A 16,599-nucleotide genomic window follows, 5' to 3' on the forward strand; every position below is an offset into this window, starting at 1 on the left:
TTATACCATAAAAATAGCCAATGCAACCTTTTAACTGCTATTTTTTACAATAAAAACCTACTTGACAAATAGCAAGCAGGTTAAAAATTAAAAGATATTTAACAATCGTACTAAACCTCTTGTAACAAAGAGATCGAAAAGATAAATAATAACAACAAAGAAAGCGGTGTATTCCATGACTGAGATAAAATCTATCCAGCTTTGCTTTCTAGTTGGCCAAGTTGTATCTTTTAACACTTGAAATGTATCTCTGATGAATTTCACAACTTTCTCCTATCTAGTTTCTTTATGAATCGTATATTTACTGCAATGTTTACAATACTTATTTACTTCCAGACGTTTTGGTTTTGGCGTACTACTCAATTTAATTGAATAGTTTCTCGATCCACAAACCGTGCACGCCAGACTTGCTCTTTTTAGTGCCATAACGCCTCCATTCTATTTATTATATCAGGAAAGCCCGTTTTTGACAAGTCTATTGGAACCAACTCTTGACTGTATCCCAAAGATTTTTCGCTTTTTCAGGAATTTTAGCATCATCAATTGCTTTTTTAGCTTGGTCAACCAAGTTCTTAGCTTTATCCTGCACATCTTTCAAGACATCTGAACGATTGTCACTTTGATTCGTAGTGTTATTTGTACCACTCGTATCAACCGGTGCAATACCATTTTTTGCATAGGCATTTTCATCACCGAACTTCGTACCCTTTGTATACGGTAAGATACTATTTGCCACACTTCGGAAAATAGCTGAAGCTTCATTGGCACTTGTGCCTGTCAGATAATGATTTTCATCTGTCTTTGGAAAACCTAACCACTGACTGATAACCACATCCGGCGTGTAACCAATAACCCATTGGTCTCCTGATAAATCTGGATTAAAGTTAGTTTCTGTCGTTCCCGTCTTTCCAGCCATAGTATAGCCATAAGGTGCTGCATACACACCAGTACCATTGGTAAATGTTCCCAGCATCATACTCGTCATTTTTTCTGTTGTTGAGCGGTTGAGTACTCGAGTCGAGGTGGATTTATGAGTTTTAACGACTTGCCCACTAGCATTTTCAATTTTGGTAATCAAATGCGCATCATTCATAACCCCATTATTTGCAAAAGTAGAATAAGCTTGTGCCATTTGCAGTGGATTAGTTGTTACGCCACTACCAAGAGCTACCCCAAGGGTCTGATTCACTTTATCCATATTCAGGCCAAATTTTTTACCATATTCAAAAACCTTTTTCAGCCCCAATTCATTGGCAGCCGCAACTGCGGGAATATTTAAGGATTGTGCTAAAGCCTGATACATTGGTACAGTCGGACTGGTTTGAATCCCAGCATAGTTATTCACGGTATAATTTCCATACGTTGTTGTACTATTATCCAATTCTTTATTGATAGACCAACCTGCATCAACTGCGGGACTGTAAACTGCTAATGGCTTAATAGTGGAGCCAGGACTTCTTGCGGATTGTGTAGCATAATTAAAACTTCTGAAATTGGCACTCGTACTATTGATTTGCCCAACAAGCGCACGAACTCCTCCCGTTTTAGGGTCTAGTGCTACGCTGCCAGATTGGGCCCTCGTACCATCTGCTGCTTGTGGAAATAAATCTTTACGATCATAGATAACTTGCATGCTAGCTTGGTAATTTTGATCTAGCTCTGTGTAAATGCGATAGCCGTTATTGACAATATCAGCTTCTGTCAAGCCATAATCACGTACTGCTTCATTGATAACCGCATCAAAGTAAGACGGATAACGATAATCTGCCGATTTTCCTGTATAAGCATCTACCAATTGACTACCTAAACCATTTGCTGCTGCTTGGTTTGCAGTATTTTGATTGATATAACCTGCTGCTACCATATTTTGTAAAACGGTATTGCGTCGATTCGTTGCGTTTTTTATAGAAGCAAGCGGATTATATAGTTCCGGTCCTTTGAGCATTCCTGCTAAAGTAGCAGATTGGTCGAGGGTCAACTGACTGGCAGATACGCCGAAGTACTTTTTAGAGGCATCTTCTACACCCCAAACACCATTTCCAAAATAAGAATTATTGAGGTACATAGTGAGAATCTGCTTTTTACTATATTTTTTAGTTAATTCTAAAGCTAGGAAAAACTCTTTTGCCTTCCGCTCAATGGTCTGATCCTGAGATAAGTAAGCATTTTTAGCTAATTGTTGTGTAATGGTAGAACCACCACCAGAACGCCCAGCCGTTAAAATTGCTAGAATAAAACGACCGTAGTTAATACCACTATTTTTATAAAAGGAACGGTCTTCTGTCGCAATGACGGCATGTTGTAAGTTCGGACTAATTTTGGACAATTCTACGTAAGTTCCCTTTTGCCCTGACAAGCTGCCCGCTTTTTTTCCGTCCTTATCATAAATTGATGTCGTTGCTTTCAACGCATTCTGTAAATCATTCACATTAGTGGATTTGGCAACATAAAAGAGATAGCCCCCTGTCACCAAACCAAAACCAAGTCCCAGAATCAAAACAATCTTCGTCAGGTGATAGCGACGCCAAAATCGACGAAATGGATGCTGAGAAATTGGCTTTTTTCGGCTTTTCCCAGAACGACTCAAATGTGATTCGCTTTCTTCCACCTCTGTCACCTCTTGATGGTTGCGCTCAGGACTGTCCTTTTTAAAATGATTTACTACTATTTCAAATAATTCACTCAATTTTTTCATATCCCTATTCTATCACCTTCTCCATATCCAGACAAGAAAGGACCTCTTATCAAGCGTTTCGTTTAGAAAACTTTAAGAAATTGTTCAAGAGTTAGCTGACTATTTGCAATCATCTACTATTTTGTTACAATAAAATCATGCATTTTACAATTACGATTCCACAAGGTCTGCCAGAGATGACAGTCAAAGAACTGCTGGAAGAACAGTTTCTGATTCCACGGAAGATTCGCCATTTTTTGCGTATCAAAAAACATGTCTTCGTCAATCAAAAACAGATTACCTGGCAGAGCATTGTCCACCCACATGATAAAATTACATTGATTTTTGACGAAGAAGATTATCCGGAAAAGTCTATTTTAATGGGCAAGGCTGATCTTGTGGAAGAATTATATCAAGATGAACACATCATCATTGTCAATAAACCTGAAGGTATGAAAACACATGCCAATGAACCGACAGAGCTGGCGCTTTTAAATCATGTCTCTGCTTATGTTGGAAGTACGTGCTATGTCGTTCATCGCTTGGACAAGGAAACTAGTGGGGCTGTCCTTTTTGCTAAAAATCCATTTATCCTGCCAATCTTAAATCGATTGCTAGAAAACAAAGAAATTTCTCGCGAATATTGGGCTTTGGTACAAGGAACTTTCCAAAAAAAACATCAAATCTATACGGATAAAATCGGGCGCAATCGTCATGATCGCAGAAAACGTCTGGTGGATCACAAGAACGGTCAATACGCTGAAACACAGGTCACCAAGCTCAAAGAGATTGGAAACAATACCCTCATCAAGTGCCAGCTTAAAACTGGACGAACTCATCAAATTCGGGTACATCTAGCTCATCACGGATATCCTATCATTGGTGATCCACTGTACAATTCGCAAAATACAGAGCGTCTCATGCTCCATGCTCATCGCTTAACGTTCACACATCCTTTTACACTTGAAAAACTAAGTATTGAAGCCTTTTCCGAAAGTTTTGAAGAGGGATTAAAGAAAGAAAACTAAAAACGGACAGGCGTCAGTATATTTGCCTGTCCGTTTTTAATTATGCAACATCAACAACTTTATAAATTGTTTTAGCAAGTGCTGCTTGGTAGTCTTCTGCGCTGTAAATGTGATCCGTGGTTACAGTAGCAACCTTTGTGTCTAAATCAATTTGAACATCCGATACACCTTCCATTTTCAGAAAGTGCTCAGTGACGTGTTTTACGCAATTTTGACAAGATATATTTTCTAAAGTGATGATTTGTTTCATGATGAATTCTCCTTTTATGATTTTATTTTAAAACGCCGCAAACGTAGCGCATTGGTGACGACAGAAACCGAGCTAAAGCTCATGGCAAGACCAGCTAACATAGGATTAAGCAGCGGACCGCCAAATACATGCAAGAGTCCCATTGAGACCGGTATTCCTAGAGTATTGTAGGCAAAGGCCCAGAAAAGATTTTCTTTGATATTTTTAATCGTGGCTTGACTAAGTCGAATGGCTGTCACCACGTCTAAAAGGTCGCTATGCATCAAGACAATGTCGGCTGAATCAATAGCCACATCGGTTCCAGAACCAATGGCAATCCCAACTTCGGCCTGTACAAGAGCAGGTGCATCATTAATCCCGTCACCCACCATAGCAACTTTCTTTCCTTGAGTTTGCAAAGTTCTTACGACATCTGCTTTGCCGTCTGGAAATACTTCTGCAATCACTTGATCGACACCAGCTTCTCTTGCAATGGCTTGAGCTGTTTCCTCACGATCCCCTGTCAACATCACCACTTCTAAGCCCATTTTTTGCAATTTTGCAATAGCTTCACGACTATTTTTTTTGATTTGGTCAGCGACTGCTACCAGCCCAACCAATTGCCTATCCAAAGCGACAAACATAGCTGTCTTTCCTTGATGTGATAAGAAAATCAAATCAGAAATATGTTCTCCAAGCTCAATTTGGTATTGTCTCATCAGACTTTCATTCCCAATCAACACTTCTTGCGCTTCTACTTGGGCTATAATTCCTTTACCTGAAATCGCTTGAAAATCTGTTACCGGCGCCAAAGATAAGTCTTCTGCTTGAGCTGCTTGCAAAACGGCAATTGCTAGCGGATGCTCTGAATGTTGCTCACTACTTGCTACCAAACTAAGTAAAGCCTCTCGCGAAATAGTGCTAAAAGTCAGTACATCAGTCAAACTGGGCTTTCCTTCTGTAATCGTACCTGTTTTATCTAGAACAATAACATCTACCAAATGAGCCGCTTCAAGAGCTTCCCCAGACTTAATCAAGACACCATTTTCAGCTCCTTTTCCCGTACCTACCATAATAGCCGTCGGAGTAGCTAAGCCAAGCGCACAAGGACAAGCAATGACCAACACCGCAATAAAGATAGAAAGTGAGAATTGCAAACTCTCTCCCGCCAGAAAGTACCACAACAGAGCTGCTAAAACTGCCAAGCCTAAGACAAGTGGCACAAAGTAAAGCGAGATTTTATCTGCCATAGCCGCAATAGGCGCTTTTGACCCTTGCGCTTCCTCTACCAAATGAACAATCTGAGCTAAAGTCGTGTCTGAACTGACTTTGGTTGCTTTATAATCAATAGAACCCGTTTGATTTATAGTGGCACTCGTAATCACATCTCCGGCATTTTTTTCAACAGGAACACTTTCACCTGTCATCATAGACTCATCTACATAGGTTTGTCCAGATATAACCACACCGTCAACCGGCATGCGTTCTCCCGGCTTAATTCGCACAATGTCTCCCACCTTGATGTCTTCCGTATCAATTGTTACGACTTCGCCATAACGGATCACAGTTGCCTGATTGGGTACTAAGCTCATCAAACTTTGAATCGCTTGTGAGGTTCGTCCTTTGGCATTGTCTTCCAGATATTTCCCCAGTAAAACAAGAGTGATAATCACACCAACTGATTCAAAATACAATTGGTGTACAAAAGTATGATGCCCAAATAACACTTGAACGACCGAGTACAAACTATAAAGAAAGGCTGCACTCGTTCCTACAGCAATCAAACTATCCATATTCGGATGCCGTTTCGCCAAATTCCGAAAGCCACGCACATAAAAGCCCCAGCCTACCCAAATAGCCGGTAAAGTAAGGAAAAGCTGCGCCGATACAAAAGCAATGGGATGCACCGTGTGATCCAAAAAGGAAGGAAACGGCAAACCAATCATGCTCCCCATTGAAATATAAAGAAGTGGCACAGTTGCTCCTACCGCAAACCAAATCCGGCGTGCCATATGACGTACATTTTCTTTCTTTTCTGCGACCTGTTTTGCATAATCAGACTGCTTTTGTTCTCCTTTTTCTGCCGCTTGGTAGCCAGCTTCTTTCACAGCCTCTAAGACTTGCTCACTTGCAAATCCTTCTTTTGGAAAAACTGTCAATTTTTCCGTTGCCAAGTTCACAGTAGCTTCTTTTACTGTTGGAAGTTCTTTGACTACCATTTCAATAGTCATCGCGCAGGCTGCACAAGTCATTCCAGACAATTTATACTCTTTTTTATCATTTTCCATTTCTTACTCCGCCATTTTGGATTTATTCGTTTCATCTTGACAATGCACGCCGCAAGTACATTGACCCAGCGGACAATTGCATTCAACCTTTTTAGGAGCTTGGATCTGCTTTTCTTTTACAATATCTAGGATTCGAGACAAATCCGTTTGACTAAATTGATTACTTTCTAGTATAGAAACCACTAAATCGCCATACTTGGTGTTACACATATTGTCAAGCAAGGTACGCCAACTATTTTCCAAGTGCTCATCTTCTAAAATCAATGCATCATAGTAAAATTTCCCCTCAATCTTTTCCATTGAAATAAACTCTTTGGTTTTCAGGCGATTCAGCAAGGTTTTAACAGTAGCTGGCTTCCAATCAAAATCAGCTTCTAAACGTTCCACCACTTCGGTACTCCGGCTATGAGGATACGCCCAGAGCACGCGCATAACTTGCCATTCTGCCCTACTGATATTTTGTTGTTCCATTTTCTCATCTCTCTTATGATTACAATTGTAATTTTTGATTCTTTTATAGTTTACATCTGTAATCAGAAATTGTCAAGCAAAAAATCGAGAAGATTGCTCAACTCGATTTTCATTATTTTGCATAAAAACAATCCTAAGTTTGACTAATTTCTGAACGTTTTTACGCTCTTACATCTTCATCAATGCGCCAGCATTTCTTGGGCAATTTCTTGTCCGCTCAGCTTAGTTGGGTAGTAAGTCGGCCAATTTTCTAATTCGTTGAAAAGTGCTTCTTGGCTTTCACCACCATAGAAGATATGGAAGTGTGCTGCTTTCGTTGGTGCAATATTATGGTCGCTGAATTGCACATATTTATATTTTCCAGCATCTTTATCCGTTGTTTCAAACATGAAACGCACACCACGATTGCCTTTAGAATAAGTCAATGTATGCTTACCAACGTATTTGTAAGTAAATTTTTTCTTTTGTCCGTTGACTACAAATTCCATAGTCTTATCTGTGATATTGATATGAGACACATCTGTCTTGTAGCCTTTTTCGTAATAAGCCTTGTACTCAGCAGCTGTCATCTTACCGCTTAATTTTGCTTTGTAATCAAAGACTTGGTCTAAAGTTCCATCTTGCAAATATGGATAAACGGATTGCCATTGACCTGCATAGTCAGACAACGTACGGTCTTTGACAGCACTATCTTCAAAGTAGCCATTTTGTACAGTCTTTGTATTTTTTTCTTTTTCAGCAGAAATTTCAGTACCAGCTTGATCTGTCGTCTTTTTCAAAGCTTTCAGGTTTGATTGCATGATGGAAATGTAGTCTGCTCCATCTTTTGTTTGCTTTTCAGTCAAACTTTCAAGCGGATTAAGGACATCTAACTTCACACCTGTTTCTTTTGCCAATGTAGAAGCCAATGCTTGAGAAGCATTTTCTTCAAAATAGATATACTTAATATTGTTTTTCTTAATATATTTTGTCAATTCAGCCAAACGCGCTGCTGAAGGCTCACTATCTGGTGAAAGACCTGAAATAGGAACTTGTTTCAAACCATAATCCAATGCAAGATATCGAAAAGCAGCATGTTGCGTCACAAAACTTTTTTGTTTTGCATTTGCTAAACCAGTTGCATATTCTTTATCCAGAGTTTCTAATTTCTTAATGTAAGCTGCTGCGTTCTTTTGGAAAGTCGCTTTCTTATCGGGATGGCGTTTACTTAAGCTGTCACGAATATTTTCCACCATTTTAATAGCACGTTTTGGTGATAACCATACATGAGGATCGTATTCATGATGATGTCCTTCTTTACCATGATCATGATCTCCTTCCTCTTCTGTACCAGGCAGTAGCAACATCTTCCCAGTCGCCTTCACCACATTCACTTTACCTTTTTTCAAGGTTTTAAGCAATTTTGGCACCCAAGTTTCCATGTTTTCATTTTCATAAACGAAAGTATCTGCATCTTGAATCGTTGCAACCGCCTTAGCAGAAGGTTCATATTCATGTGGTTCTGTCCCTGCACCGATTAGCAACTTAACATTGGCAGTATCACCTGTCACTTGCTTAGTAAACTCATAAACTGGATAAAATGTTGTCACAACATTTAGCTTCCCATTTGCGCTTTTTTGATTGGAACAAGCCACTAAAAAGAGACTTAGTAAGCTTGCTACTAATAGACCAATTTTCTTCATTTTTCACTCCTATTTGATAAATTTTTTTAATAGATTCACTAGTAAAAATACACCGACAAAAATAATCGTAATACTTGCACTGGCTGGCGTTTCAGCATAGTAAGAAATATACAATCCAGCAATCATACCTACAAATCCGATAAAATTAGCTAATAGAATAACAGATTTGAAATTTTTCCCAAGCCGTAAAGCAATACTTGCCGGCAACACCATAATGGTCGATACCAACAGCGCACCTGCCGCTGGAATCATGAGAGCAATGGCAACACCTGTCACGATATTAAATAGAATAGACATAGTACGCACAGGTAGACCGTCCACAAAGGCTGTATCTTCATCAAAGGTCAAAATATACATTGGCCGAATGAAGAGAAAAGTCAACACAAGTACAATCGCCGCAATAACAAACAGCGAAATCACCTGCTCCGTACTAATCGTAACAATAGAGCCAAACAAATATTGGTCTAGGCTCATGGAACTGGAGCTTTTGCCCCTGCTCATCACAATCAAAGCAATAGCAAGTCCTGTTGACATTAAAATGGCTGTTCCGATTTCCATAAAATCTTTGTAGATAGTGCGCAAATACTCTAGAAAAACTGCCGCAATCATCACGATAATGACTGTTGAAATTGTAGGTGAAATACCCAATACCAAGCCAAATGCAACTCCTGAAAGCGACACATGACTAAGTGTATCACTCATCAAACTTTGACGACGTAGAATTAAAAACGTTCCTAAAATAGGTGAGAACAAACTCATAGCAATCACAGCCAGAAAAGCCCGTTGCATAAAATCATAAGTTAGTAAATTAAACATGGCTCACCTCCTTGTCACTCTCATGAACGTTGAAGCAGCGCCACGGCGAATCTTGATTTCGCACTAAATGGATATTGCGGTCTGCATATTTTCGGACTTCCTCTGGATCATGTGTAATCATCAGGACAGCCTTGCCATGCCGATGAGCACTATGGTGCATCAAATTATAAAATTCATCCTTGCTGCCTGCATCCATCCCTGTTGTTGGCTCATCCAAGACAAAAATATCCGGATCTGAAGCAAACATGCGCGCTATGACCGCTCGTTGCTTTTGCCCACCTGACAGCGAGCCAATCCGTTTATCGCGATTTTCCCACATACCAACTGCATCTAAACTGACTTTAATATGCTCCTCATCATGGGCATTTAAACGACGAAACCAACCTTTTCGTGGATAACGACCCGATTTTACAAATTCGTAGACAGTACTTGGAAAGCCTGCATTAAAGCTAGCAATTTGCTGCGGCAAATAAGCAATCCGCAACTTTTTACCAGATGTATTTGTCTTAGAAATAGTGATCTTGCCAAATCGAGGCTGTAAAATTCCGAGACTAGCTTTAATCAAGGTCGTCTTTGCAGCACCATTTTCTCCCGTCAAGGTTACAAACTCGCCACTATCTAAAAAGTAGTTAATATGCTCCAACACAGGCTCTTTGTCATAATAAAAAGACAAATCTTCAACTGTGATATACCTCATCTTCCGATTTCTCCTACTAAGGTTTCTAAGAATTTTTGAATGATGACTTTCTCATCAGAACTATACTGATTGGCAATTTTTTCGTAGATTTCTATCGTATGGTGATGATGGTGTTGATGTTCAGCTGCAACAGGCTTCGCCAATTCTGTCAAACGATAAAAAATGACGCGCGCATCTTTCACATCTTTAAATGGCTCCAACAACTCTTGCTTAATCAACGACTTAATGGCTTTTGTAACCGCTGCCTGACTGACATTCAAACGTTTCGCCAACTCTGAATTTGTCAAAGATTCCTCAGACAACAACATCAAAATATGCTCTTGAGTATTAGTCAATGGCATGCCACTCGTGCAAGATCCAATCAAAATCTCATGTTGATTCTCAGATTTTAAAATGATTTCATTTAAAAAACGATCAATTTCATGTGCTAACCGACTCATTTTACTCCCTTTCTGATTAACCAGTTAATTCTTTACTAGTTAAGTATATCATAAAGAAAATAAGAGTCAAGTGAAAATTTCAGTGTCTTTTTCATCAGAAAGGCTCGAGTATTACCTCAAGCCTTTATATAGCTTCTTTCGCGTTCGCTTTTGCCATGAAAATGGCTCCAACTCTTCCTTTGGTCGTTCCCATTTTTCATATCCTGTTCCTTCTAAACTTGTAATTGAATCCTTGGACAAATTTTTAATATAATCTTTCGTTCCATCTCGAATAAACTCCTGCGATGTTTCTCCATTCAAGCGTAACAAATTTGTATGTGGCTGCCAAATGAAAGAATACGTAACTCCTGTTTCTACCGAACGATACCGCAAATAGTGAACATTCTTCTTACTCACCCAGCTGTCTACCAACAAAAACAATTGCTGCCGATAGAGCAATTTTTGACCTTTAGAAAATATTTTTAAAGATGGAGTTGAATAATAAATCGTTTGACTTTCCGTTTTTCGAATGAGCAGGTAACTTCCTATCGGAGAATCGCTTGAATCCGTCGGAAAAATATAAAGAAAGAAAATGGGTAAAAGGAAAAATAAAGCTGGATACAAAATAAAAATAGATAGTAGCTGCCACATTGCACAGCGAAAACTTCCTCTAGATAAAAATTCTACAATACGAGATAGGTTTATGGAAGTCACCGCTAGCAGAACCAAAGCAAACCGCGTCCTCAAAGACAACCACAAACTTGTCATCCACATTCCAAAAGAATGAACAAGTTTCATCGCCTGTGAATCTAGCAATCTCTTTTTCTGATATAAACCATACTGTCTCAAATGATCTCCATAGTTGTGATTGCCTATATAAATAACTAACCATGCTAAAAACTTTTCTAAAGCTAGGACTGTTCCATAATAAAAAGAAAAAATCTTCAACCCGTCTGGAACACTCTCTAAAAAATAAAAATAGAAGCCAACGAGAAATTGAATAATAAAGATGAGAGAGCCCACAATTGTCATTATATTGCTGATAAAGTAAAATCGAAAACACCTTTTATCTACATAATGTGCCACAACAATATATAAATACACTACAAATAAAGCAAATAATAACTGAAAATAAGGAATCCGATAAATCAATGTGTAATATAGATTAGATACCGTATTGACGACTTCGTTCGTGTCATCTTGCGCTAGATAAACCATGATACGAGTAATAATCAGCGGAAAAGTGAAGTAAACACTATAGCGATACAGAAAATCGTGCTTGTGCAGATGCTTCCCGTCCTCACCTCTAGCTTGATAATAACGCGTTCGGTTTAAAAAGAGATAAACAGGCAAGGCAACATAAAACAAACTTTTCATGCAACAACGTATGAAAACACTTGTTTTAGGACAAGCAGAATACTTATACACCAGATGCAAGTCCGTATCTTGAATCTCACGAAACAAGTTTTGATCCACCAATAGAGAATAAACGATATACAAATAGTAATAAGAACTAATCGTTATCCAAAACAGATCTTCTTGATCCATATAGACACCTCCTAAAATGCTGTATTTTGGGATAATTATAGTTATACATCTTTTTGAAGCATTTATCTATATTCTTTTTTCTCTTTTTGAGCTCAAAAAAAGGAGACCTAATGAGACTCTCCATGTTTCATGAGGATTCTCACTAGATTTCCAATTTTAGACTTATATTTTTCCTACAAGCTTAATTCTATCAAGATTTTTTCTTAATAAGATAAACTGCACCAGCCAAAACAATGAGTCCAATGAAAATAGCTAACATATGAATGACAGTACCTGTCTTAGGTAAGCCCTTCTTCGGTGGAGTATAGCGATTTTCAAATGTCTTGATGTTCTTGTCGTAACTTACTTTAGCGTGCAACTGACCATTGCCATCATCTGTGACAGTGACTGTCACCTTAATCACTTTCTTATCATAAGTGATTCCTTGAAGTTTTGTATTTTTTTCAGTGATGGTGTAATGATAAGTACCAGCTTTCGTGTACTCAATGGTGTCGAAAGTGACACTACCGTCTTGAGCATTCTTCTTGCTTTGAATAACTTTATCATCTTGGTCTTTCAATTCAAACTCAAACTCGCCATCTTTCAAAGCACGACCTGTCAAGGCTTTCTTAACAGAGAATTGTGCGTTTGTTTTTGCAGCAGAATAAGTGTTCTTGAAGGTCTGATCATCTTTTTCATAAGCAACTTTTGTCACTAAGCGGCCTTGACCATCGTCTGTCACAGTAACAGTGGCTTTGATCACTTTGGCGTCATATTTCACACCGCCAAGCTTCGTATCTTTTTCGGTAATCGTGTATTGATAAGTACCGACTGCTGTATAAGTTAGCGTCTTAAAGGTAATCTTACCGTCCTTATCATTTGTCACCGTTTCAAGCACTTCGTCCTTGTCATTTTTCAGTTCAAAACTGAATTCACCGGCTTTAAGGTCACGACCAGTTAATTGTTTATTAGCTGAAAGCTGAGCAGTTGTTGGAGCAGCTTGGTATTGGTTCGTAAAGGTTTGGTCGTTCTGTTCATAGGCAACTTGTGCTACCAATTGACCTTGACCATTATCTGTTACGGTTACGGTTGCTTTAATCACTTTGGTGTCATATTTCACACCACCTAAGTTATTATCTTTTTCTTTGATGGTGTAATGATAAGTACCAGCCTTCGTATACTCAATCGTATCGAAAGTGACACTACCGTCTTGAGCATTCTTCTTGCTTTGAATAACTTTATCATCTTGGTCTTTCAATTCAAACTCAAACTCGCCATCTTTCAAAGCACGACCTGTCAAGGCTTTCTTAACAGAGAATTGTGCGTTTGTTTTTGCAGCAGAATAAGTGTTCTTGAAGGTCTGATCATCTTTTTCATAAGCAACTTTTGTTACTAAGTGGCCTTGACCATCGTCTGTAACAGTGACTGTCGCTTTGATCACTTTGGTGTCGTATTTCACACCACCGAGTTTCGTATCTTTTTCGGTGATGGTGTAATGATAAGTACCCACCTTAGTATACTCAATGGTATCGAAAGTGACGCTACCATCTTGTGCATTTGTCTTCGTTTGGCGAACTTGATCATCTGTACCAGTCAGTTCAAATTCGAATTCCCCTTCTTTGAGGTTACGACCTTCTAATAGCTTCTTAGCAGAAAGAGTTGCAGTGGCTTTATCTGCTGAATAAGTATTCGTGAAGGTGTTTTGGTTGTTTTCATAAGCAACTGTTGTATGTAGTTGACCTTTACCATCATCCGTGACAGTGACTGTTGCTTTGATTACTTTGGTGTCATATTTCACACCGCCTAAAGCACCAGCTTGTTCTTTAATGATATAAGTATAAGTTCCAGCTGTTTTGAATGTCAACTCTTTAAATGAAATCTTACCATCTTTAGCGTTCTTAACGGTATCCACCACTTTACCGTTTGGATCAATCAAGTCAAAGGCAAATTCATTCGCTTCTAGGTCGCGACCAGTTAGCACTTTGTTCGCTTCTAATGTCGCAGTTGTTTCCTTAGCAAGGTAAGTATTGCGGAGGGTTGGATTAGCTGTATCGTAAGATACTTGGGCAACTAACTGACCATTGCCATCATCAGTAACTTTGACAGTCGCTTTGATTTCTTTCTTATCATAGGTCACACCACCTAAGCCATTGTCTTTCTCTTTGATGGTGTAATGATAAGTGCCAACTTTTGTATAGTCAATCGTATCAAAAGTAACACGACCGTCTGCTGCATTTTTCTTCGTTTGACGAATGTTGTCATCAGATCCGACTAATTCAAATTCAAACTCTTGATCGTTTAATGCACGACCTGTCAGTTCTTTGGTTACGCCTAGTTGTGCACTAACCTTTTGACTAGAGTATGTATTGTTGAAAGTTTGGTCATTGTTTTCATAGGTTACTTTTGAAACAAGCTGACCTTTACCATTATCAGTGACTTCAACTGTTACCTTGATGGTCTTGGTGTCGTAAGTCACACCACCCAATCCTGTGTTTTTCTCTGTAATGGTGTACTTGTGGGTACCAACGGTTTGATACTTGATTGTATCAAATTGAACCTTACCAGCTTTGTCATTCTTCTTGGTTTGAAGAACATCTGCCTTGCCATCTTCTTTCAGATCAAAACTAAACTCGCCATCCTTCAAAGTACGTCCGGTTAATTTCTTCGTGACAGAGAAAGTAGCATCGGTACCTTTGGCAGTATATTTATTTGTAAAGCTTTGTTTAGAAATTTTATTCTTACCGCTCTCGTCAAGACCGAGGTAGACGATATTGTAAATCAACTGTCCATCCTCTTCCTGTTGAACACGAATGGTAACTCTAATTGGTTGCTTGTCGTAGTCAACACCTGGAACGTTACCATCTTTTTCTTTGATAGTATAGTTGTAGAGACCAGTCTTGGTGAACTTAAGAGCTGTGAAAGGAATCGTACCATCCGCTTTATTTTTAACTGTTTGAAGTAGCTTGTTTTGTCCATCGTATAATTCAAACTCAAACTCGTCATCTTGTAGATTTCGACCCGTTAAGGCTTTTGTCACCTGCAGTGGCACTGTGATTTCTTTTGGTGTAAACGTATTCTTAAAGGTCGTTTTACCACCGTCATAAGTCACGGAAGCACTTAGCTTCCCTTTACCATCATCCGTTACTTTAACTGTGACTTTGACTTTGCTCGAGTCATAAGTAACTCCTGTCAGACCATTATTTTTTTCTGTAATGGTGTAGTGGTAATTACCTGCTTTGTCGTAGTTAATAGCTTGGAACTGAACTTTTCCTTGGGCATCATTTTTAGCCGTTTGAAGAACATCTGGCTTACCATCTTCCTTCAACTCAAACTCAAACTCTTGCGCTTTCAGTTTGCGACCCGTTAACTCCTTGGTTACATCAAAGGTTGCAGAAGTAGCCTGAGTGGTGTAGGTGTTGTTGAAGGTAGTGTCGTTTTTTTCATAGACAATTTCAGAATGTAGTTTTCCTTTGCCGTCATCTGTAACTTTGACAGTAACTTTTATTTCTTTCGTATCATAAGTAATGCCACCTAACTGACCTTTTTTCTCTGTAATGGTGTAGTGGTACTCACCTGCTTTGTCGTAGTTAATAGCTTGGAACTGAACTTTTCCTTGGGCATCATTTTTAGCCGTTTGAAGAACATCTGGTTTACCATCTTCCTTCAACTCAAACTCAAACTCGTCTTTTTGTAGCTGACGACCTGTCAGAACTTTGTTCACTTCTAATCGAGCGAAAGTCTTTCCTGGAGTATAGCGATTCTCAAAAGTTGGGTTTTTAGTCTCCTCACCAGCTTTCGAATAAGTGACCTTTGTAACTTCAAGTTTTCCTCCCTTATCTTCGACAGTTACAGTTGCCGAGATAAGATTCGGTTCATATTCAACTCCTGGAACATCACCAGCCTTTTCACTAATGGTATAATGATAGATTCCTGCTTTAGTATATTTAAGCTCTTTGAATTGAACCTTACCATCAGCCGTATTTTTTACAGTTTCTAAAATCTTTTTATTTCGTTGTAGATCTTTGAGTTCAAATTCAAATTCACCTTCTTGAAGAGGACGACCTGTTAAAACCTTTTTCACTTCTAACTTAGCAGATGTTTTAACTGGAGTATAGCGATTATTGAAAGTTGGTTTTTTAATTTCTTCTCCATCTGTCATATAAGTCACTTTGCTAACTTCAAGTTTACCGGATTTCTCCTTGACTTCTACTGTTACCGTGATAAATTTTTGGTCATAGGTAACTCCTGGTGCAGAACCTTTGTTCTCTCGGATAAAATATTCATAAGTTCCTGCTTTAGTATATTCCAATGATTTGAAATTGACCTCACCATTGGCGTTATTTTTAACAGTTTGCAAGATTTTACCGACAGTTGGACTAACTTCAGTATTATCAACCAAATCAAACTCAAACTCTTGCGCTTTCAGTTTGCGACCAGTCAATGCTTTCTTAACGGAAAGTTGTACATTTGTTTTAGTAACTGAGTATGTGTTCTTGAAAGTTTGATCATTATTTTCATAGAAAATTTCAGAATTCAGTTTTCCTTTGCCGTCATCTGTAACTTTGACAGTAACTTTTATTTCTTTCGAATCATAAGTGATACCACCTAGACCATTGTTTTTTTCTTTAATAGTGTAATGGTATTCACCTACTTTAGTATATTCAATCCGATCGAACTGGACTTTCCCATCTGCAGTGTTTTTCTTCGTTTGGTGAATATGATCTTCCTTACCAGTCAACTCAAACTCAAACTCGTCTTTTTGTAGCTG

General features: G+C 38.7%; 13 protein-coding genes. 1 reads left to right on the top strand and 12 read right to left on the bottom strand.

Annotated elements, in window-relative coordinates; genetic code table 11:
• Nucleotides 1–87 precede the first annotated feature (87 nt).
• Genes secE through pbp2a form a run of 3 tightly spaced genes read right to left on the bottom strand, consistent with a single transcriptional unit; the run spans nt 88 to nt 2,695 of the window.
• A complete protein-coding gene (secE, locus tag HMPREF2963_RS03025; RefSeq protein WP_003071100.1) occupies nt 88–264 on the bottom strand; it encodes a preprotein translocase subunit SecE in 177 nt (58 codons plus the stop codon).
• A 9-nt stretch (nt 265–273) separates the two neighbouring features.
• Complete coding sequence (gene rpmG, locus HMPREF2963_RS09000; RefSeq protein WP_020997544.1) at nt 274–426, bottom strand: 50S ribosomal protein L33; 153 nt, start codon at nt 424–426, stop codon at nt 274–276.
• A gap of 49 nt (nt 427–475) precedes the next feature.
• Nucleotides 476–2,695 (bottom strand): penicillin-binding protein PBP2A, encoded by a 2,220-nt coding sequence (pbp2a, locus tag HMPREF2963_RS03030; RefSeq protein WP_070668578.1) that lies wholly within the window; start codon nt 2,693–2,695, stop codon nt 476–478.
• Nucleotides 2,696–2,832: 137 nt separating this feature from the next.
• Here pbp2a and HMPREF2963_RS03035 point away from each other — a divergent pair, with 137 nt between their 5' ends.
• Entirely contained in the window at nt 2,833–3,702 is an 870-nt protein-coding gene (locus HMPREF2963_RS03035; protein WP_070668582.1) for an RluA family pseudouridine synthase, read from the top strand.
• A 40-nt stretch (nt 3,703–3,742) separates the two neighbouring features.
• Here HMPREF2963_RS03035 and HMPREF2963_RS03040 read toward each other — a convergent pair whose 3' ends face one another.
• The 9 genes from HMPREF2963_RS03040 to HMPREF2963_RS03080 form a co-directional block, all read right to left on the bottom strand.
• The gene (locus HMPREF2963_RS03040) at nt 3,743–3,952 is read right to left on the bottom strand and encodes a heavy-metal-associated domain-containing protein (protein ID WP_006269262.1); all 210 of its coding nucleotides are present in this window, start codon (nt 3,950–3,952) and stop codon (nt 3,743–3,745) included.
• 14 nt (nt 3,953–3,966) lie between these two features.
• Entirely contained in the window at nt 3,967–6,219 is a 2,253-nt protein-coding gene (locus HMPREF2963_RS03045; protein ID WP_070668585.1) for a heavy metal translocating P-type ATPase, read from the bottom strand.
• 3 nt (nt 6,220–6,222) lie between these two features.
• Nucleotides 6,223–6,690: a CopY/TcrY family copper transport repressor gene (locus tag HMPREF2963_RS03050; protein ID WP_049476222.1), complete on the bottom strand. Its 468-nt coding sequence runs from the start codon at nt 6,688–6,690 to the stop codon at nt 6,223–6,225.
• A gap of 179 nt (nt 6,691–6,869) precedes the next feature.
• Nucleotides 6,870–8,372 (bottom strand): zinc ABC transporter substrate-binding protein AdcA, encoded by a 1,503-nt coding sequence (locus HMPREF2963_RS03055; protein WP_070668588.1) that lies wholly within the window; start codon nt 8,370–8,372, stop codon nt 6,870–6,872.
• 9 nt (nt 8,373–8,381) lie between these two features.
• The gene (locus HMPREF2963_RS03060) at nt 8,382–9,188 is read right to left on the bottom strand and encodes a metal ABC transporter permease (RefSeq protein ID WP_006269729.1); all 807 of its coding nucleotides are present in this window, start codon (nt 9,186–9,188) and stop codon (nt 8,382–8,384) included.
• The gene (locus HMPREF2963_RS03065) at nt 9,181–9,885 is read right to left on the bottom strand and encodes a metal ABC transporter ATP-binding protein (protein WP_070668590.1); all 705 of its coding nucleotides are present in this window, start codon (nt 9,883–9,885) and stop codon (nt 9,181–9,183) included. The genes HMPREF2963_RS03060 and HMPREF2963_RS03065 overlap by 8 nt, the downstream gene beginning before the upstream one ends.
• The gene (locus HMPREF2963_RS03070) at nt 9,882–10,325 is read right to left on the bottom strand and encodes a zinc-dependent MarR family transcriptional regulator (RefSeq protein ID WP_003071123.1); all 444 of its coding nucleotides are present in this window, start codon (nt 10,323–10,325) and stop codon (nt 9,882–9,884) included. Before HMPREF2963_RS03070 ends, HMPREF2963_RS03065 begins: the two co-directional genes overlap by 4 nt.
• Before the next feature lie 111 nt (nt 10,326–10,436).
• Entirely contained in the window at nt 10,437–11,852 is a 1,416-nt protein-coding gene (locus tag HMPREF2963_RS03075) for a hypothetical protein (protein WP_070668593.1), read from the bottom strand.
• Between the two features lie 190 nt (nt 11,853–12,042).
• The coding region (locus HMPREF2963_RS03080) for a Spy0128 family protein (protein WP_186821951.1) at nt 12,043–16,599 on the bottom strand (4,557 nt) is incomplete at its 5' end.

Origin of the sequence: Streptococcus sp. HMSC067A03 (assembly GCF_001814295.1) — a bacterium.
Taxonomy (GTDB): domain Bacteria; phylum Bacillota; class Bacilli; order Lactobacillales; family Streptococcaceae; genus Streptococcus; species Streptococcus constellatus.